Genomic DNA, 20039 nt, shown 5'->3' on the forward strand with positions numbered 1-20039 from the left:
ACCAGCGGGTTTTCGAAGCCTTGCCGGCCTTGTGAGCCACCCTGGCGGTTTCAGGATCCGGCCGCGAATCGCCGAACCACGTTCTCCAGGATTCGCGAGACCGGGTTGTCGTAACCGGCGTGCGACAGGCTTCCGCAGAACGTGATCGATCCGACGCTGAACAGAGCGCCACCCGACGGCAGGTCGGCATAGATCATATCGGCCCGCACCAGCCGGTCGCGCGGCTCGCCGTTCAGCGTGTTCACGTGCGACAGCAGGTCCTCGAACACAGGAATGAAGCTTGGTCCGTGACCTTCCGAGGAGGCCAGCACCACGGTGTTTGGCGGCGTGCCCAGGTTGACGTCGGCCCGGTCGAGTTCGAATCCCGCAGCACCGCCTCCCGAAAGCCCGAAGTCGCCGATGATCGTCTCGGGCACCCCCTCGAAGATCCACGCAACTGCCGGGTCGTCGGCGGCCGGAAGGCGGCGGTAGTGGCTGCCCTCGAACAGGCCCTGCGACGAGAAGCCAACGCCGGCGAGCCGCTGCGGCGGCCGGCCGTTGCGCCGCCACAAGCCGCCGAGTTCGCCGTCCAGCTGGTGATAGTATTCGCCGGTCTCCGCGGCCCAGGCCCGGATGCCGGTCTCGGCGCGGCGCACCTCGATCACCCCTGGCAGGTCCGGGTTTCGGGCGATCCGCCAATAGAAGCCGTTACCGCCCAGATAGACCAGCCGTCCGCCCTCCTGGGTGTAGGTCTCCAGCGCGTCCATCGTGCCGGGGGTGTGATACTCGGGGTGCGAGCCGGTCAGAACCGCAGCGTAGGGCCGCAGCAGGTCGACGCCCTCATCGTCCAGGTCCTCGTCGGTCAGGATGTCGTATGCGATGCCCTTGGCTTCCAGCCAGTCGAGCAGATGCGTGTCGGCCGGGAAGTGCCGCAATCCCGACCCGCGCGCGTCGTTGAAGGTCAGGAAGCCGGGCCGCATAATCAACATCAACCGCAGCCGCGACGACAGTGCCACGCCGGAGTTGTCCGGATGCCGGTTGTAGGTCGAGTGCGCATAGTCGGAGTGGTCGTCGGGACTGTTCGGATTGGCGCCCCAGTCCTTGATCCGCGCCCGGAACCCCTCGTCCAGGTTGCCGCGCCGATGGTTGGCGTAGGCCTGGTAGGTGAAGGTCGAGGCGAGGAACAGCACCGGCGCGCCCGTCTTTCCCGGCGTCGGCCGGACGTAGAACGGGATGATGTCCTCATGCTCGCCGGAACGCAGCCGGGCGCCGTACAGTCCGCTCGGCATTCCGTCGGGCACGGTGAAGCTGAAGTCGGTCTCCCAGCCGCAGTCGTACAGATCGTCGCTGTGGAAGTGGATCGCGGCGTAGTCCTTGGGCGCGTGACGCCAGCACATCTCGCGGCCGGTCCAGCGAGCGCCGGTTACACCGCGGGTCGGCAGGTTCACCACAACGCCGTGATGGCCGCCGGGGCCGATGTCCACCACCCGCACGCCGCCGATGTCACGCCCCAAATCCCAGGCCGCCAGGACGCGGCCGGCCGGCACGCCGGCGGTGTCGAGATCGCCGGCCACCAGGGTCGGCGCCTCCAGCTTGCCGTCATAGTGCCGGCTGGCCGGGACGCCCTCGCCGCCGGGGGTCGCCGCCAGCATCGTCCCGGCGCCGGCGAGCAGCGGCTTGCCCGTGACCTGAACGGTGGTCGTCGCAGCCCGCAGACCCAGCCGCGCCGGATCGAGCGGAGTCTGCACGATCCGTGCGGTGCCCGCGGCGACATCGACCGTCGCCTCGATGCGGTACCAGGCCCGCGCGGTGAGCGGCGCGCCGACAGCGGCCGTTTGCGTGCCGCCCGTCGTCACCAGGCGGAGAGCTGCACCGTCCGGGCCGATCTCCAGCCCGATCCCGGCGTCGCCGGACGGATCGCCGACCGTCAGGATCGCCTGGGCGTTGCCATCCGGCAGGGTCGGCCAGATGACCGCCGACAGCGTCAGGACCGGAACGTCGGCCAGGGCCGCTGGGGTTTCGATCCGACCGTAGGAACCGAGGTGCACCGGCTGATGGCGGCCCCGGAAACGCCCGCCGAACGGCAGGTCGACCGGCAGGATCTTCAACCCCGGACCGGCCGGATTCGGATCGCCGCATCGGATGCGCACCAGATCGGCCAAGTACTCTCCGCCAAGCGTGCTGCTGATCTTGAACGCGATGGTCCCGCCCGGCTTGGCCGAGAGGCGGTCGACGTAACCCGTGAGCGCCAGCATGTTTCCCGTTCTCGTGATTGCCGTACCACGACGCCGGAACCGGCGTCAGAAACGGTATCGTGAGCGGGAACGCCGATCGAGGGAAGTCACTCCTCGATCGGCCATCGCATCATGCCTGGGACGGGGCCGTTTGCTTCGGCCGGCGCCAACTGCCGAGCCAACGACACACCACGTAGAACACCGGGGTGAACAGCAGCCCGAACAGCGTCACCCCGGCCATCCCGGAGAACACGGCCGTACCGAGCGCCTGACGCATCTCAGCCCCGGCGCCCTCGGCGAGCATCAGAGGCACCACACCCAGAATGAACGCGAAGGAAGTCATCAGGATCGGCCGTAACCGGGTCCGGGCCGCCTGCACCGCCGCTTCCGCCCGGCTGAGACCCGATTCCTCGCCCTGCTTGGCGAACTCCACGATCAGGATCGCGTTCTTAGCGGCAAGACCGATCAGCACCACGAAGCCGATCTGCACCAGGATGTTGTTGTCGAGTCCGCGGAAGATCACGCCCGTGATCGCCGCCAGCAGACACATCGGCACGATCAGCACCACCGCCAGGGGCAGGGTCAGGCTTTCGTACTGGGCCGCCAACAGCAGGAACACGAACACGACGGCGAGGCTGAAGGCGATCATCGCGGTGTTGCCGGCCAGCTTTTCCTGCAACGCCAGTTCGGTCCACTCGTAGGAGAAGCCGTAGGGCAGTTCGCGCTCGGCAAGTTGCTCCATCGAGGCGATGGCCTGACCGCTGGACACGCCGGGGATCGGCGCGCCCTGCAGCTCAGCCGCCGGGTACAGGTTGTAGCGCGCCACCCGGGTCGGCCCGGTCACGTCACGGAACGTCACCACGCTGCCAAGCGGGATCATCGCGCCCGACGTCGACTTCGCCCGCAGGTTGGCGATGTCGCGCGGGTCGTCACGGAACTCGCCGTCGGCCTGGGCGGTCACCCGGAAGGTCCGGCCGAGGAAGTTGAAGTCGTTGACGAACGCCGAGCCGAGATAGACTTCCAGCGTGTCGAACACCCGTTCCGGCGGCAGGCCCAGCATCTCGGCCTTCACCCGGTCGATGTCGGCGTAGATTTTCGGGGTCGCGGTATTGAACAGAGTGAACGCGTAGGCGATGCCAGGGGTCTGGAACGCGCCGCCCATCAGCCCGTTGGTCGCCGCTTCGAGCGCCTGCAGGCCACGGTTACTACGATCCTGGACGTACATCTTGAAGCCGCCGCCGGTTCCCACACCGCTCACCGGAGGCGGGGCCACCACGAATATGTAGGCATCCTTGATCTGGCCGAGTGCACGCTGGACGTTCTGCTGGATCGTTGCAGCGTTAAGGCCAAGCGCCTCGCGCTCGGCGTACGGCTTCATCGTGAAGAAGATCGCCCCGGCGTTCGGCGCGTTGGTGAAGGTGGCGCCGTCGAACCCGGCAAAACCGGCGGTATGCAACGTGCCCGGCTGATCCAGGATGATCCGGGTGGCCCTGCGCACCACCTCGTCGGTCCGCGCCAGCGATGCGCCGGCCGGCAACTGCACCACGGTGATCAGGTAGCCCTGGTCCTGATCGGGAATGAATCCGGTGGGCGTGCGGTCGAACTGCCAGCCGGTCACGCCCAGCAGCCCGGCGTATGCGACGAGCACCAGCACCGACACCCGGATCAACCGTCGTGTCAGGCCGCCATACCCGCGCGACAACCGGTCGAAGCCGGTGTTGAATCCGCGCGCGAAGGTCCTGAACGGCCAGCCGATCACCGCCATGATGCCGGTCGGCTGGTGATCCGGTCGATGCGGCCGCAGCAGCAGCGCCGCCATCGCCGGCGACAGCGTCACCGACACGATCAGCGAGATGATCGTCGCCGAAGCGATCGTCAGTGCGAACTGCTGGTAGAACTGGCCGGAAATGCCGCTGATGAACGCCGTCGGAATGAACACCGCCGACAGCACGAGCGCGATCGCGATCAGCGCGCCGCCGACCTCGTCCATCGTCTTGTGCGCCGCCTCTTTCGGACTCAGTCCCTCGGCCAGATAGCGTTCGACGTTTTCGACCACGACGATGGCGTCGTCGACCACGATGCCGATGGCCAGCACCAGCCCGAACAGCGACAGGTTGTTCAGCGAGAAGCCGAACGCCGCCATCACGGCGAAGGTACCGATCAGCGATACCGGGATCGCCAGGACCGGAATGATCGCGGCGCGCCACGTCTGCAGGAACACGATGACCACGAGCACGACCAGGGCAACCGCCTCGAAGATCGTGCGGTACACCTCGTCGATCGACTGGGCGATGTATTCGGTCGGGTTGTAAATGACGTCGTAGGCGACGCCATTGGGGAAATCCCGACCAAGCTCGCGCATCGTCGCCAGCACGCCGTCGGCGGTTGCCAGCGCGTTCGAGCCGGGGCGCTGGAAGATCAGGATCGGCAGGGCGACGCTGGTGTTGAGATACCCGATCGTCGAGTAGTCCCGCGCGCCGAGTTCCACACGGGCAATGTCCCCGACCCGGGTGACCCGCCCATCGGCATCGGTCTTGACCACGATGTTCTCGAACTGCGCCGGCTCGACCAGCCGGCCCAGCGTCTCGACGCTGAGTTGGAAGGCGCCGGGGTCCGGAACCGGCAATTGGTTCAGCGAGCCCGAAGCGACCTGGATGTTGTTGGCCCGCAGTGCCGCCACCACCTCGCCGGCAGACAACTCCCGAGCCGCCAGCAGTTCCGGGTTGAGCCAGACGCGCATGGAGAACTCGCGCTCGGCGAACACCCGCGCCTCGCCGACGCCATCGACCCGCGCCAGACGGTCGACGATCTGGGTCTTGGCGTAGTTCGACAGGTACAGGCTGTCGCGGGTGTCGTCCGGCGAGTAGACGTGGATGACCATCATCAGGTCGGGCGAGTTCTTGCGCGTCACCACGCCCAGGCGCTGTGCCTGCTCCGGCAGGCGCGGGATGGCAATCGCCACCCGGTTCTGCACCAGCACCTGCGCCTTATCGAGGTCGGTGCCGAGCCGGAAGGTGATGGTGATCGCCGCCTGGCCGTTCGCCGTCGACTGCGAGGACATGTAGAGCATGCCCTCGACGCCGTTGATCTCCTGCTCCAGCGGCGTCGCGACGGTGTCGGCCACGACCTCTGCCGACGCCCCGGGATAGTTGGCGGTCACCACGATGGTCGGCGGCGCGATCTCGGGATACTGCGCGACCGGCAGGCTGATGTAGCTGATCGCCCCGACCAGGGTGATCAGGATCGCCACGACCGATGCGAAGATCGGCCGTTCGATGAAGAAATGCGAAAGGCGCACGGAACTGTCCTCGTCAGCCGGTCAGGCTCAACCGCCGACCGTCGATTGTCCGATCTTTGCCGCGATGGTGGCGTTCTCGACCGTCACCTTGCCGCCCGGCCGGGCACGCTGCAGGCCTTTCACCACCACCCGATCGGTGGCCGCAAGACCGGAGCGCACGACCCGCAGGCCGTCGATCATCGGACCGAGGGTCACCGGTTTCGGCACCACCGTGCCGTCGGCGTCGACCGTCATCACCACCTTGTTCGACTGATCCGAAACGACCGCGGTGTCGGGGATCATGGTGGCCTGGTAAGGCGCCGAGCCGACCAGCCTCAGCCGGGCAAAGGTGCCGGGCGTCAACCGCTGATCGGGGTTGGCGAACACGGCGCGGCCGCGCAGCGTGCCGGACGCGGAGTCGAGGGAGTTGTCCAGGAAGTCCATGACACCCTCATGGGCCCAGCCGGTCTCGTCCATCAGCCGGGCCTGGACCTTGCTCGGCACGTGCGCCTGCGCCTGATCCATCCCCTCAAGGTGCAGGCGGCCGTACTTCAGGTAGTCGGCCTCCGACATGTTGAACACGAAATGGATCGGCTCCACCGCAACGACGGTCGCAAGCAGCGTCGCGCTCTCGGTGCCGCCGGTGACCAGGTTGCCGACATCCACCTTGCGGTCGGAGATCCGACCGGTGACCGGCGAGCGGATCTCGGTGAACTGCACGTTCAGCTCGGCGATCGCGACGCCGGCTCGGGCCGCCTCAAGGTCGGCGACCGCCTGGGCGCGCGCCGAACGGCGATTGTCCGCGGCCTCTTCGCTGATTGCCTTGGTCGACACCAGCCGCTCGGCCCGGGCGAGTTCCCGTTCCGACAAGGCGACGCGGGCCTGCGCATTCGCCACGTCGGCCTTGGCACGGGCCCTCTCGGCCTGGAACGTCCGAGGGTCTATGGTGAACAGCAGGTCGCCCTTCTTGACCAGTTGCCCGTCCTGGAAATGCACCGCGTCAAGGTAGCCGGACACCCGGGCCCGTAACTCGACCCGCTCCGCCGCCTCGAACCGGCCGGTAAACTCATCCCACTCGACGACCGACTTGATCAGCGGCGTGGCCGCCTCCACCGGCGGTGGCGGCGGAGCCGAGGCGGACGCCTGCGCCGGCGGCGCCTGGTCGCAAGCCGACAAGACCGCGGCAACCGCCACCACGGAAACCAAACCCACCGCTCGGGCGTTGTTCATCCAACTCATGCCACACCTGTGTCGAAATCGAGGCGGTAACGGAAGGCTCCTACCTCGTGCGTTGCTGCGTCGCACAAAATATGGCGAACCGGCACGAATGCCCACGCAATTTAGCAATAATAAACTTGCGAAATCACCCGCAACGCGTGAATTTTTCGATCTCAAACCGGGACTCTTGGCCCGAGTCGATTACCCGAGGTGCGTGTTGACCCGGGGGGCGGTCATTCATGCCGTCCCTTCGGCGCCAACCGGCGCCCAAGCATGGAGCGGAAACAATGCCGCTTGGACCGACCAACTTAAAGGGGCCGTCCTTCCGGTTGCAGATCGACGACACCCGGCTTCTGGAACTGTACGACTATTGGCTGATACACCGAGGCGAACGCCCGGCGATGCTGCGTGCCGATCTCGATCCCGTCTCGATTCCGCAACTGCTAAAAAGCCTGATCCTTACCGATGTCAGCGGAGATGGTCCCGACATCCGATACCGGTTGGTCGGGACGGAGATCGTCGCTGCCCACGGGCTTGAATACACGGGAATGACCGTCGAGGAGCTGACCAGCGGCGCGACCCTGGAATATACGCGCCAGTTGTACGGCATCGTCGTGTCGAATGCCGTGCCGGTCTACTCCGAAGGGCCCTTTCAGTGGGCCGACAAGGAGTTCCGCTGGACGAGACGCCTGCATCTGCCGATGTCACGCGACGGCAGCGCCGTCGACATGGTCCTGGCAGGTCAGATCTTCGAGAACGGGCGGCCCGGCAGGGTCGAGCGGATGGTGTCGGGCCGGGCCGACGAACTCACGGCCGATCTGGAGAGGGTACGGGCGTCGTAGCGGCGCGGCCTGTCCGACGACCCACCCGGAACCGCGACCGCCTCACCCCGGAACGCTCGGAAAGCGGATGATCGTCTCGGACTGGCCGCCTCCGCCCACGGTCACGGTGGCGCGACTGTCGTGACCCGACCCGGCATCATCCCGCGCCGTCGCGGTGATGTCATAACGTCCGGCCGGCAGGTCGAGGAGCAGCCAGGGTCCGCAGGTCGTCGAGAACACGGTCTTGCCTTCGGCATTGACCACCCGGGTCGTGACGTCGTGCAGATAGCCACCGTTCTTTGCGGCGAACACCAGCTTGGCGGCGAATTCCCTCCACCGCGGGTCCTCGCGGCTGCTGGCGCCTACGCCGGTGCAGGCGTATCGGATGCCGTTCTGGGTCTGGATCGGATCGGATGAATCGGATGTCTGCGCCACCGCACCGGTGGCGACGAAAGCGGCAATGATCGGCGCAATCCCTCGGCTCATAGCTGGTCCTCCATGCTGTTCATGTTGCGCAAACGAAACGGCCACGGCCACGCGACGTTCCCAACCCGTCGACTGCCGCCCACGGTCAACGTTGGTTCACAGAACCCGATCCTGCGGTAACATGGCGGCTCGCCTGCCCTGTTCGATCCCGCCGCCCGATCTCGGAGATCCCCCCATGCGGTCAACCACGCCGCGCGAGAAGTTCCGCGCCGTCCTGTCCGGCAACCAGTGCGTCTACCCTGGTTCCGTCTACGACCCGATTTCGGCCCGCATTGCCGAGGACCTCGGATTCGAGATCGGCATGTTCGCCGGATCGATCGCATCGATGACGGTGCTTGGCGCACCCGACCTCATCGTGCTGACGCTCAGTGAGTTCGCCGATCAGGCCCGACGGATCTGCCGGGCCGGCAGCCTGCCGCTGATGGTCGATGCGGACCACGGCTACGGCAATGCCCTGAACGTCCAGCGGACGGTCGAGGAACTGGAGGTCGCGGGCATTTCCGGGCTCAGCATCGAGGATACAGTGCTGCCGCGCCGATTCGGCAGCGGCGGCAAAACCGAACTGCTGTCGGTCGAAGAGGGTGCGGGCAAGATGCGCGCCGCGGTAGCCGGACGATCGGATCCGAACCTGTGCATCTTCGGCCGGACCAGCGCACTGGCGGTCACCGGTGTGGAGGATTGCATCGCGCGGGTGAAAGCCTACGAGGCAACGGGAGTCGACGCGATCTTCCTGATCGGCGCCAAGGACCGCGCGCAGCTTGAGGCGGTCGCGGCCGAGGTCACGCTGCCGTTGATGCTCGGCGGCCTCCCAGCGTCCATGATGGACAGGCCCTATCTGGCGAGCCTCGGTGTCCGGATCTGCCTGCAGGGCCACCAGCCGTTCTCGGCCGCCGTCCAGGCAGTGCATGCCACCCTCAAGGCCCTGCGCGACGGCGTTGCGCCGTCGGACTTGCCGGGCCTGCCCTCCGACGCCCTGATGAAGCAGGTGACCCGCAACGCCGACTACGACCGGTGGACAGACACGTTCCTGGAGTAGCGTTGCCGGCGCGGAGCCCTGCCCCATGTCCGATTCGCTCCCCCCACCTGCAGCCATGCCGCCGGCGCAAACGGCCGGTGCGTCGCGCTGGCTGATCCTGTTCGGCATCTGGCTGGTCTATCTGTGCTTCGGAATGATCAGCGTGGCGCTCGCGCCCATCGTGGCGCCGATCACCCGCGATCTCGGCCTAAGCCACGGCGCGATGGGCAGCGTGCTCGGGGTCTGGCAGCTCGTGTACATCGCGGCCGCGATCCCGTGCGGCACGCTGCTCGACCGGCTGGGCGCCCGTCGGGCCTTGTTCATCGGCGCCATTATCATCGCCGCGTCCGGACTCGCCCGCAGCTTCGCCACCGACTACGCCACCCTGCTGCTGGCCGTCGGACTGTTCGGGATCGGCGGTCCGATCGTGTCCTCCGGTGCTCCGAAAGCGGTCAGCCAGCTGTTCACCGGCAGCCAGCGCGGCCTCGCCATGGGCATCTACATCACCGGCCCGGCGATCGGCTCGGTGATCGTCCTGTCACTGACCAACGCCGTGGCCATGCCATGGCTGGATCACGACTGGCACCGCGTTCTGCAGCTCTGGTCGGCGGTCGCCTTCGCCGGCGCAATCCTGTGGCTGCTTCTGTCCCGCCACCCTGCCGCACGGCGCCTCGATACGCCGGCTGAAGCCGGACCGCGCCCGAAACAGACGCAGGTGGTCGGTGGGCTGCTGAAACTGCCGGCGGTCCGGCTGCTGCTGCTGATGGCCGTCGGCATCTTCAGCTTCAACCACGGCCTCAACAACTGGCTGCCCGAACTGCTGCGGCACGGCGGGATGACGGCGACCATGGCCGGCTACTGGGCTACGGTTCCCACTGCCGTCGGCATCCTCGGATCGCTGCTGATCCCCCGTCTGGCAACGCCGGAGCGACGGTTCCTGCTGCTGGCTGGGCTTGGGCTGTCGGCGATGCTCGCGAGCCTGCTGCTGGACACCGGCGAAGGCCCGGTACTGCTGGGTGGTCTGGTGCTGCAGGGCATCGCCCGCAGTTCATTGATGACGGTGGCGATCCTCACCCTGGTGGAAACCAGGGGCGTCGGCGAGAAGCACGCCGGAACCGCGAGCGGCCTCTTCTTCTCGGCAGCCGAGATCGGTGGAGCCGGCGGGCCGATCCTGCTTGGCGTCCTGTACGACGCAACCGGCGGGTTCGACGCCGGACTGTTCCTGCTGGCGGGGATCGGCGCCCTGCTGGTGATCGCCGCGCTTCGGCTGCGCAGGCTTAGTTCCTAGGCTAAGCGGGCGCCGCCGCTCACCAGGTCATTGCCCATGACATCCGTACCGCCGAGGCCCGGGTGGCCCTGGACTCGACTCCTCCCGAACAGGTTAGCCGTCCGACCGGCATCGGCATCATGTACGCGATGTTGAAATCCGGGACCTCGAAACCGAAGCCCGGTCGGACCGGGCGCGACATCGCCGCCCGGAGACGATCGCCATCCTCCAGCACAGACGGCATCGCGACGGCGATCCCTCCGGCGGAACTCTCGTTCGTCCCGCCCTCGATCCGCTCACGCCCCATATGCCAGCGCAGCGACACTTCCGCGTTCAGGACGTCGAAGTCGACGTGCGCGCCGGCGAACGATGTGGAGCCGATCGACAGCGCGGTTTCCTTGTGACCGGCCTGAAACGCCATCGCTCCATCGAACGCCGACAGTTCAGCCGCCATCGAGTGGCCCGCACGTCCTGACATCACGGCCCCCGCTACGCTGTAGGCGCCGTCGCGAAACCGCGCCGAGAATCCGTCGCCGACCCCCAGCCTGGCCAGGTAGGGCGATCGCACCGTCCGACCGAACCGAACCGCGCTACGGGAGAAATCGCTGATGACCCCGGTGTTGCGGAACAGGCGCGTCTCGAGGTCGTCGGTCGCCAAGTTGAGCTCGGCCCTGCTCCGGAACGATGCCTGAGAGCCGCGCACCGTCGCACGCACATCGGGAGCGTCAAACATCACGCGGCTTGCGGTCTCTTTCGGCGCTTTGTCGGGGCCGGCCGAAGCCCAGGCACCAGTCAGTGTCATGGCCGCAAGCAACACTTGCGACACCACGGTCGTTACGAGCGCGCGCAATGGCCCACCCCTTCTTCGTCGTTCCGTTCCCGCCAGGAATGTATCTTGAGAAGGTTTCGAAAACACTAACAGAGTGACAATTTTTCCTTATAAAACAGCCTATTGAATAGGATTCTTTATGTAGTCCGGCAGTATTTCGGCGATCCGTAGGAAGAACCCCGCTTTCGCTCGGAAAAAGCCGATTCACTCTGGTCGCCAACAACATTGCGAGTCGATCTCAACAAGACAGTTGAAAGTGCGACGCGTTCTCAATAAAGATACTGCGCAGCGCCTGCCACGCTTCGGCGACCGGCACGGTGTCCAGCCATTGAGCCCAGCACCGGGGAGTTACCGGATGATATCGATAGTTCGTACCGCCGCCCTGGCGGTCACGCTTGCCGTCGCCAGCACCGTGGCGTTCCCGATCGGCGTGCACGGCGCGACGGTCGACGCCAAGGCAGTGATCGCCAACTACGAGGCGATCGCCCACGCCATGTACCAGGACGCGCATACCGGCGCCGTCGCGCTGAAAGCCTCCGTAGCCATGTTGGTGAAGTCCCCGTCCGCGGAGACCTTGAACGCGGCGCGCACCGCCTGGATCGCCGCCCGGCCCGCCTATCAGCAGACCGAGGCGCTGCGGTTCGGCAACGCCATCGTCGATGATTGGGAAGGCCGTGTGAACGCCTGGCCGCTCGACGAGGGGCTGATCGACTATGTCGACGGAGGCTACGGCATCGAAGCCGACCACAACCCGCTCTATACGGCCAACGTGATCGCCAACAAGAAGATCCGGATCGGCGCGACCATCGTCGACGCCGCCAACATAGACAGGAAGCTGATCGCCACGTTGCACGAGGCCCAGGAGGTCGAAGCCAACGTCTCGATCGGCTACCACGCCATCGAGTTCCTGTTGTGGGGCCAGGACCTGAACGGCACCGGGCCGGGTGCCGGCAACCGGCCGCACACCGACTTCGACATCAATAAATGCACCAATGGCAACTGCGACCGCCGCGCCGCCTATCTGGTTGCTGCCACCGACCTGCTGGTCGACGATCTGGCCGAGATGGAGGCCAATTGGGCGCCCGGCGGTCCGGCCCGCGCCGATCTGGAAGGCAAGGGCCCGGACGGTGCCCTGGCAACGATCCTGACCGGCATCGGCAGCCTGTCCTACGGCGAACTGGCGGGCGAGCGCATGAAGCTCGGCCTGATCCTGCACGACCCCGAGGAGGAGCATGACTGCTTCTCCGACAACACCCACAACTCGCACTACTACGACCAGGTCGGCATGGTGGCGCTGGCCAGCGGCCGGTATGTCCGCACCGACAGCTCGGTGATCGAGGGACCCGGCATTCTCGACCTCGCCGCCGCCAAGGATCCCGCCGCTGCCAAGGAAATGAAGGCCGCGCTGGCTGCCACCTTGGCAAAGATGAAGGTGATGAAGGATACCGCCGACAGCGGCAAGATGGCCTACGACCAGATGATCGGCGAAGGCAACGAAGCCGGAAACAAGATCGTCCAGGACGTGATCGACGGTCTGGTCACCCAGACCCGCGCCACCGAGCGGGTCGTTGCCGCCCTCAACCTGTCGATCCAGATCGAGGGTTCGGACAGCCTCGACAGCCCCGGCACCGTCGGCAAGAACTGAGCCGGCAGGATCGAGCGATACGATGGCTAGCGCCGGCCGCCTGACGGACTACGATCTTGCGCGTAGCGGCACGCCCACGCCGTGCAAGGCCGTGCCGTCGGGTGGCCGGTTGAAGCTTTGGGAGATCGGCGGCGGGTTTCACTGTTCGATCCTCGGCACCTGTCTCGCCACCCCCGACTTGAAGGCGCTGGCCCGCAAGCTCCACCTGACGCCGCCGGCCCACGCGACCGACTACGAGATCCACGGTTATTTCGTGCAGCAGGCGACCCAGGAAGGATCGGTTGCCCGCGCACTGCAACGGCTGCTCGACCACCGGTTTGAAGGCGCCCTGCGGCGGGTGAGCCGGGCGACCGAAGCCGCCGCGCTCGATGCCCTCTGGGAAGACTTCAAGGCATCCGGCCGGATCGCCGGCGGCTACTGGGCGCTGCTGACGCACCGGCATGTTCCCAACGACCTGCGCGCCCGGGTGTTCGGCGAGGTCCACATGATGTCGCACCTGCAGGGGGCGGCGGTGCGTGACCACGCCAGCCGCGCCGACCAGTTGGAACGCGAAAATTCAGAACTCCGCGATCGGCTGGCACGCATCGGCCGCTCCGCCCAGGAAGCCCAGGCCGCCGTGGACGAACGTGACCGACGCGTTGCCATCCTGTCCGAGCGCCTGACCGTCGCCGAGGCCGCGGGCACCCGCACCGAACCGGTCCGCACCTCCGCTGACCGGCTGGAGCGGAAACTCGCCAAACGGGAACGCAGCCTGGTCGGCGCCCGCACGCGGGCCCGCGACCTGGAGGCCGAAGTCGACCGTCTGAACCGCGAGATTTCAGCGCTGCGCCACAAGCAGCAGCCGCAATCGCAGGCGCCGCTCCCGGTCGACGACCTCTCGCCACTGCTACCGCCCCAAGTAGCCGGCGGGGCATGCCGTCTGCTGTATGTCGGCGGCCGGCCGGGATTGGTGCCGCACCTGCGCGACGTCGCCGAGCGCCGGCAAGCCAGCTTCGAGCACCATGACGGCGGCAAGGAGGAAACCCTGCAGCGCATCGACGACCTGGTTGAGCGGGCCGACGCGGTGCTGTGCCCAGTGGACTGCATCAGCCACTCCGCATGCCTGCGGGTCAAGCATCTGTGCCAGCGTCATTCCAAGCTGTTCCTGCCACTGAAGTCGGCGAGCCGCAGTTGCTTCGCGCGGGCGCTGATGGAACTGGGGCTGAAGCCGCCGCCTGCGCCTCAAACAGGGGACCGAATGGTCTCTGGATAGGGTCATGACGCTCGACCGAAGCCTCGCATCGCGACACAGCCGCCGCCGCTTCCTGATCGGCGGTTCGGCCGCCGCGACCGTCCTGTCGGTCGGCGGACTGGCCGCGCGCGGGCAGTCGCCGAAGCCGCTTCCGCCAAGCCCTGATCCCGTCGCTCCTGCCGTTCGGCGCGCGCTGCTGACCGCGGCCCCGCGACCGATGCAACTGCTCGGCGATGACCGACCCGCGTCACCGCTGTGGACCTTCGGCGACGAGCCGCTCACGGTGATCCGCGCCCGACGCGGCGACACCCTGGAGGCGCGGCTGGAGAACCGGCTGCCCGAGCACACGTCGGTGCACTGGCACGGCATCAGGCTGCCGAATGCGATGGACGGCGTCCCCTACATGACCCAGCAGCCGGTCGAGCCGGGCGAAGCGTTCGACTACCGCTTCGCCCTGCCGGACACCGGCACCTTCTTCTTCCATCCGCATTGCAACACCGTCGAGCAACTGGGTCGTGGCCTGGCCGGGGTGCTGATCGTCGAAGGCGACACACCGAAGCGCTACGCCGCCGACGTGCTGTGCCTGCTGAAGGACTGGCGGATCGACGAGACGACCGGCGAATTCCTCGACTTCCTGACCGATTCCGGTGCCGCCAAGGCAGGCACCTTCGGAACGGTGCGCTCGACCGACTTCCGGCCGACGCCCACGGTCGGCATCCCGGCCGGCCGGGACGTGCGCGTAAGGGTCCTTAATCTCGACGTCACGCGGGTCTCGCAGATCGGCGTGGAGGGCACCGATGCCGCCGTGATTGCCACCGACGGCAACGCCGTGTCGCCGTTCCCGCTGGTCGACTGGCGGTTGGGCCCCGCCATGCGCCTGGATCTGACGGTCCGGGCACCAAAACCGGGCGAGACCGCCCGGATCGTGGACTATTTCGCCAAGGATCCGGTGACGCTGATGACGCTGGCCGGAGACGGCCCGGTCCCGGACGCAGAGACTGGTTTCGATCCCGCCCCGCTGTACGCCCCGCACCTGCCCGAGCCGGATCTGCGGAACGCCGAGGTCCTGCCGTTCACGTTCAGCTCGACCGCCGTGAACCGCGCCGTGGTGGCGCCGAACGGCGACGTCATCGACCTCGGCCGGTCGTTGTGCCTGAACCCGACAACCTACTGGGCGATCAACAAGCAGTCCTGGCCCGAGCGCGGGCACGAGTTTCCGCCGCCGCCACTGGCCGAGCTGACGCGCGGCCGGACCTACGAGTTCGAGCTGCGCAACGTCACACCGCACATGCACCCGATCCACCTGCACGGCCACACCTTCAAGGTGCTGGAGTCCAACAAGGTCGACCGGCCGGTGCACTGGGCCGATACCGTGCTGCTGACCCCGAAAGAACGGGTGCGCATTGCCTTCGTCGCCGACAACCCCGGCCGTTGGATGTTCCACTGCCACATCATCGAGCATCAGGACACCGGGATGATGGGCTACGTGACCGTCACATGAGGCGCCGGCTCACCCTTGTCCTCGTCCTCGCCCTCGGCATTGGCGTGGCAGCCGGCGGCGCGGTTGCCGAACCGCTGGACGTTGCCGTCGGCAAGGCGCTGTTCGACCGGGTCTGGGTGCCCTCACCGGCTTCGACCCGCGGCAGCGACGGTCTGGGCCCGCTGCACTCGGCCCGGTCCTGCGCGGCCTGCCATGCCGGGGGCGGAGGTTCGAAGACGGCAGCCCAAAGCGACGGCAGCCTCGATCCGTCGGAACTGGTGGTTCGCCTCGGCACCGACGCCGGCCCCGGCGATCCGGTCTACGGCCTGCAGATCCAGCGCATGGGAACGGCGCAGGTAGCGCCGGAGGCAACGGTGACGGTCGACCTCGCGCCGTCGCCCAGCCCGGATCTGGGGCCAACGATCATCGGGATCCGGCTCGATGCCCTCGCCTACGGACCGCTCGATGCCCGCACCCGGATCGAAGCGCGCCGCGCACCGTCGCTGCGCGGGATCGGGTGGCTTGCGCAGATCCCGCAGGCGACCCTGGAGGCGATGGCCGATCCCGAGGACCGCAACGGCGACGGCGTCTCCGGCCGACTGGGCAACGGCCGGTTCGGCTGGAAGGCAATGGAGCCGACCGTGGTCACCCAGACCGAAGCCGCGCTGGTGACCGACCTCGGCCTCTCCACGCCGCACCGTCCATCCCACGCCGGCGACTGCACCCGCGGCGAGGCCGCGTGCATGACCGCCCCGCACGGCAACGACGGACACGCCGAGGGTGTGGAGATCCCGAGTGATGCGTTGCGAGCGCTGGTCGCCTATGTCGCCGCGCTGCCGGCCCCGCGGTCATCGGCCGATGCAGACGGCTCGGCGCTGTTTGCGAAGACCGGTTGTGCCGCCTGCCACGTCCCGGCGCTGAACAGCGCCGGCGGCCGGCCGGTTCCGGCTTTCACCGACCTGCTGCTGCACGACCTGGGTCCAGGGCTCGCCGGCGGCTTTCCCGAGGGGACCGCATCGCCGTCAGAATGGCGTACGGCGCCGTTGTGGGGGCTGGGTGTCGGGGTGCGACGGGGTGACCGGTTCCTGCACGACGCGCGGGCCGCTACGGTCGACGAGGCCATCCGGTGGCATGGTGGCGAAGCCGCGTCGGCACGCGCTCGCTACCTGGCTCTGACACCGAATGAGGCCACACGCCTGCTGGCCTATCTGGAAGGGTTGTGACATGCGGCGTCTGCTGATCGGCTTGGCCCTCCTGACCATCTGCACCGGACCGGCGGTCTCCGGCGATCCAGCCCGCAATACCGAAATCGTGGCACGGGGCATCTCCGACTACATCCGCCCGGCTTTCAGCCGACTTGCCGAAGACGCTCACGCATTGAATGGCGCCGTCAAACGGTTCTGCGATGCACCCTCTCCGGACACCCGCCAACCCCTCGAGACCGCCTTCCGGAGAGCCGTCGAGGGCTGGAGCGGCATCCAGTTCCTGCGCTTCGGCCCGCTCGTCGACCGGCACCGATTGGAACGCGTCGCCTTCTGGCCGGACCCCAAGGGCATCGGCCAGCGCCAGATCCGCCGGGCGCTCGAGGACCGCGACCCGACCGTCACCGATCCGTCGCAACTGGCGGGCAAGAGCGTGGCGCTGCAGGGGCTGACCGCGCTGGAATACCTGCTGTATGGCGGCGACGGCGACCCGGCGGGCGACCCGGGCGAGGCCGGGACGTTCCGCTGCGCGTACTCCCTTGCCGCCGCCCGCGCGCTGGCCGACCTGGCAGCTTCGGTTTCGGACGACTGGGCCGACCCGCGGGGATTTGCCAGCCGTCTGCTGGCGCCGGGGGGCGCCAATCCGCTGTACCGCACCCCGTCGGAGGCGCTGTCGGAACTGCACCGCGCGCTCGGCACCGGCCTGCAGGTGGTTCGGGACCAGAAGCTGAAACCGGCCCTGGGCGATGACATGAACGCCGCACGGCCGATGGGTGCGCCGTTCCGGCGGTCCGGGTTGACCCTGGCCGTCCTGAGCGCCGACCTGCAGGCGCTGAACGCCTTCGCCACCGCTGCCGGCTTCGCTCGCGCCCTACCCGACGAGTACCGCTGGATCGGCGGCTCCATGGCGTTCGAGTTCGACAATGCCGCGGCGGCGGTTGCGGCGATCACTCTTCCAATCGAAGAAGCGGTCTATGACCAAGCTGCCCGCGGCAAGCTCGACTACCTGTCCGTCGTGCTGGGCCACCTGCGCGACATGACCCAGCAGGATCTGGCCGCCGCCCTGGACCTGAAGGTGGGTTTCAATGCGCTCGACGGTGATTGACCGCCGCGCCCTGTTGTGGGGGGCGGCACTGGGGTTCGGGCTGTCGCCGACCCCGCGGCTTGCCCGAGCCGGCACCGGATTGCTGGTGTCGACCGCCCGCCTGCCCGACCGTCGCTTCGCCGTGGTCGGCATCGAACCCGACGGGACCGTCCGCTTCGTCACCCCGCTGCCGGACCGCGGCCACGAACCGGTGATCGCGGCGAGCCGAGGCGAGGTTGTCGTCATGGCCCGTCGGCCCGGCCGGTTCCTGCTGGTGGTCGACCTTGCCGACGGTTCGATCCGCCGCCACCTCGCGGCGCCGGACGGCCGCCACTTCTATGGTCACGCGGTGTTCGATACCCTCCAGCGGCTGATCTACACCACCGAGAACGACTACGGCGGCGGGCGTGGGGTGATCGGCGTGTGGGATGCGGCCGACGGCTATACCCGGGTCGGCGAAATCGAGGCCCATGGGATCGGCCCGCATGATCTGGCGCTCGGTCCGGACGGCCGGACCCTGATGATCGCCAATGGCGGACTGCTGACCCATCCGGACAGCGGGCGGGCCAAGCTGAACCTCTCGACCATGGAGCCGGCGCTGAGCGCGGTCGATGCCAAGACCGGCGCGTTGCTGCGCCGGCTGGCCCTGCCGCGCGAGTTGCACCAGCTCAGCATCCGGCATCTGGCGATCGGTCCGGACGGCACCACCGGCTTCGGCATGCAGTACGAGGGACCGGCGGGCGACGCCGTTCCGCTCGCCGGGACCTGGGCGCCGGACGGAACGGTCTCCCTGCTCAACCAGGAACCCATGGCACCCGCCGACACCCGCAACTATGTCGGCGACCTGGCGATCGATGCCACCGGCCGCTACCTGGCCGCCAGCTTCCCACGAGGCGGCCGGGTCGGCGTGTGGGACCTGGCCGATCGACGGTTGATTGGCCTGGTGGCAGCGCCCGATGCGTGTGGGCTGGGCAACGAGCCCGGTACCGATCATCTGTGGATCAGCGATGGCGCCGGCGCGATCGGCCCGCTTGTCTTAACGCCCCCCCTGAAGCGCGCGACGATCTCCCCGATCGCCGGCCTGGCGTTCGACAACCACTTCGCACGGCTCTGATCGAACAGAAGCCGACGCGTTCGGAGTGGTATTCGCTTCGAACATGATTATGCTCGGAATCGAAAATTATGCCCAATCAACGTTTCGATGCTTGTAGCATTGTCGAAATGTGGTTCGGATCGACGTGACACGTCGGCAACCAAGCCCGTGGCAACGACAACCCGTAGGGAGGAAAAGAGATGATTCGACGCGCATTCCTGAAAGCATCCGGAGTGGCGGCCGTCATGGCCACCGTGCTGGCCTGGTCGCACCCCGGTTCGGCGCTGGACTCACGATTCAAGGATGAGAACGGCGACCTGGTCGCCGATACCCCGACCGATCCCAGCCAGCAGGTCGACCCCAGCACGCTCATCTTCGCCTACACCCCGGTCGAGGATCCGGCGGTCTACGCCAAGGTTTGGGACGGATTCCTGCGGCACATGGAGAAGGTCACCGGCAAGAAGGCCCAGTTCTTCCCGGTGCAGTCCAACGCCGCCCAGATCGAGGCGATGCGTGCGGGACGCCTGCACGTTGCCGGTTTCAACACCGGCTCCAACCCCCTGGCGGTCAACTGTGCCGGCTTCGTGTCGTTCGCAATCATGGCCAGCAAAGACGGCAGCTTCGGCTACGAGATGGAGATCATCACCTACCCGGGCAGCGGCATTACCAAAGTCGAGGATATCAAGGGCAAGAAGCTGGCATTTACCGCCCAGACATCGAATTCCGGCTTCAAGGCCCCTTCGGCGATCCTGAAGGCCGAATACGGTCTGGAGGCCGGCAAGGATTTCGAGCCGGTGTTCTCCGGCAAGCACGACAACTCGGTGCTCGGCGTCGCCAACAAGGACTATCCGGCCGCCGCGATCGCCAACTCGGTGATGTTCCGGATGATCGCGCGCGACGTGATCAAGGCCGACCAGGTCGTCTCGATCTACAAGTCGCAGACCTTCCCGACCACCGGCTTCGGCTACGTCCACAACCTGAAGCCGGCGCTGCAGGAAAAGATCAAGGAAGCCTTCTTCACCTTCGATTGGGAAGGCTCGGCCCTTAAGGAAGAATTCGCCCGCTCCGGCGAGGAGCAGTTCATCCCGATCACCTATCAGTCACACTGGGACGTTATCCGGAAGATCGATTCGGCCAACGGCGTCTCGTACAGCTGCAAGTAAGTTGCGACCGGGTGA

The 20039-nt window shown here is 67.2% G+C and carries 15 protein-coding genes; 10 read left to right on the top strand and 5 right to left on the bottom strand.

What is annotated here, in order from left to right; translation table 11 throughout:
- Positions 1–50 precede the first annotated feature (50 nt).
- From RIC54_RS16405 to RIC54_RS16415, 3 genes are all read right to left on the bottom strand, one after another.
- Entirely contained in the window at positions 51–2234 is a 2184-nt protein-coding gene (locus tag RIC54_RS16405) for a N,N-dimethylformamidase beta subunit family domain-containing protein (protein WP_350151209.1), read from the bottom strand.
- A gap of 109 nt (positions 2235–2343) precedes the next feature.
- Positions 2344–5511: an efflux RND transporter permease subunit gene (locus tag RIC54_RS16410; RefSeq protein ID WP_350090218.1), complete on the bottom strand. Its 3168-nt coding sequence runs from the start codon at positions 5509–5511 to the stop codon at positions 2344–2346.
- 27 nt (positions 5512–5538) lie between these two features.
- Positions 5539–6720 carry an efflux RND transporter periplasmic adaptor subunit gene (locus RIC54_RS16415; RefSeq protein WP_350090221.1) on the bottom strand — a complete coding sequence of 394 codons (1182 nt, stop codon included), beginning with the start codon at positions 6718–6720 and terminating at the stop codon, positions 5539–5541.
- Between the two features lie 275 nt (positions 6721–6995).
- Between RIC54_RS16415 and RIC54_RS16420 the strand changes: the two genes are divergently transcribed.
- Entirely contained in the window at positions 6996–7550 is a 555-nt protein-coding gene (locus RIC54_RS16420; protein ID WP_350090224.1) for a PAS domain-containing protein, read from the top strand.
- A gap of 42 nt (positions 7551–7592) precedes the next feature.
- Here RIC54_RS16420 and RIC54_RS16425 read toward each other — a convergent pair whose 3' ends face one another.
- Positions 7593–8015, bottom strand: a complete 423-nt coding sequence (locus RIC54_RS16425) for a hypothetical protein (protein ID WP_350090227.1) — start codon at positions 8013–8015, stop codon at positions 7593–7595.
- Positions 8016–8190: 175 nt separating this feature from the next.
- Here RIC54_RS16425 and RIC54_RS16430 point away from each other — a divergent pair, with 175 nt between their 5' ends.
- Both RIC54_RS16430 and RIC54_RS16435 read left to right on the top strand, forming a co-directional pair.
- The gene (locus tag RIC54_RS16430; RefSeq protein ID WP_350151211.1) at positions 8191–9051 is read left to right on the top strand and encodes an isocitrate lyase/PEP mutase family protein; all 861 of its coding nucleotides are present in this window, start codon (positions 8191–8193) and stop codon (positions 9049–9051) included.
- Between the two features lie 25 nt (positions 9052–9076).
- Positions 9077–10318, top strand: coding sequence for an MFS transporter (locus RIC54_RS16435; protein WP_350090233.1), 1242 nt, complete (start codon positions 9077–9079; stop codon positions 10316–10318).
- A gap of 19 nt (positions 10319–10337) precedes the next feature.
- Here the strand turns inward: RIC54_RS16435 and RIC54_RS16440 are convergent, their stop codons facing one another.
- Complete coding sequence (locus RIC54_RS16440) at positions 10338–10955, bottom strand: hypothetical protein (protein ID WP_350090236.1); 618 nt, start codon at positions 10953–10955, stop codon at positions 10338–10340.
- 526 nt (positions 10956–11481) lie between these two features.
- Here RIC54_RS16440 and RIC54_RS16445 point away from each other — a divergent pair.
- The 7 genes from RIC54_RS16445 to phnD all read left to right on the top strand — a co-directional run bounded on the left by RIC54_RS16445 (position 11482) and on the right by phnD (position 20024).
- The gene (locus RIC54_RS16445; protein WP_350090239.1) at positions 11482–12771 is read left to right on the top strand and encodes an imelysin family protein; all 1290 of its coding nucleotides are present in this window, start codon (positions 11482–11484) and stop codon (positions 12769–12771) included.
- A gap of 22 nt (positions 12772–12793) precedes the next feature.
- Positions 12794–14023, top strand: a complete 1230-nt coding sequence (locus RIC54_RS16450) for a DUF2325 domain-containing protein (protein WP_350090242.1) — start codon at positions 12794–12796, stop codon at positions 14021–14023.
- Between the two features lie 4 nt (positions 14024–14027).
- Positions 14028–15503 (top strand): multicopper oxidase family protein, encoded by a 1476-nt coding sequence (locus tag RIC54_RS16455; protein WP_350090245.1) that lies wholly within the window; start codon positions 14028–14030, stop codon positions 15501–15503.
- Positions 15500–16705: a di-heme oxidoredictase family protein gene (locus RIC54_RS16460; RefSeq protein WP_350090248.1), complete on the top strand. Its 1206-nt coding sequence runs from the start codon at positions 15500–15502 to the stop codon at positions 16703–16705. The genes RIC54_RS16455 and RIC54_RS16460 overlap by 4 nt, the downstream gene beginning before the upstream one ends.
- 1 nt (position 16706) lies before the next feature.
- A complete protein-coding gene (locus RIC54_RS16465; RefSeq protein WP_350090251.1) occupies positions 16707–17789 on the top strand; it encodes an imelysin family protein in 1083 nt (360 codons plus the stop codon).
- Positions 17770–18882 (top strand): DUF1513 domain-containing protein, encoded by a 1113-nt coding sequence (locus RIC54_RS16470; protein WP_350090254.1) that lies wholly within the window; start codon positions 17770–17772, stop codon positions 18880–18882. The genes RIC54_RS16465 and RIC54_RS16470 overlap by 20 nt, the downstream gene beginning before the upstream one ends.
- Before the next feature lie 179 nt (positions 18883–19061).
- Complete coding sequence (gene phnD, locus RIC54_RS16475; RefSeq protein ID WP_350090257.1) at positions 19062–20024, top strand: phosphate/phosphite/phosphonate ABC transporter substrate-binding protein; 963 nt, start codon at positions 19062–19064, stop codon at positions 20022–20024.
- The last annotated feature ends 15 nt before the right edge of the window (positions 20025–20039 follow it).

The sequence above is a fragment of the Thalassobaculum sp. genome (assembly GCF_040219215.1).
GTDB lineage: Bacteria > Pseudomonadota > Alphaproteobacteria > Thalassobaculales > Thalassobaculaceae > Thalassobaculum_A.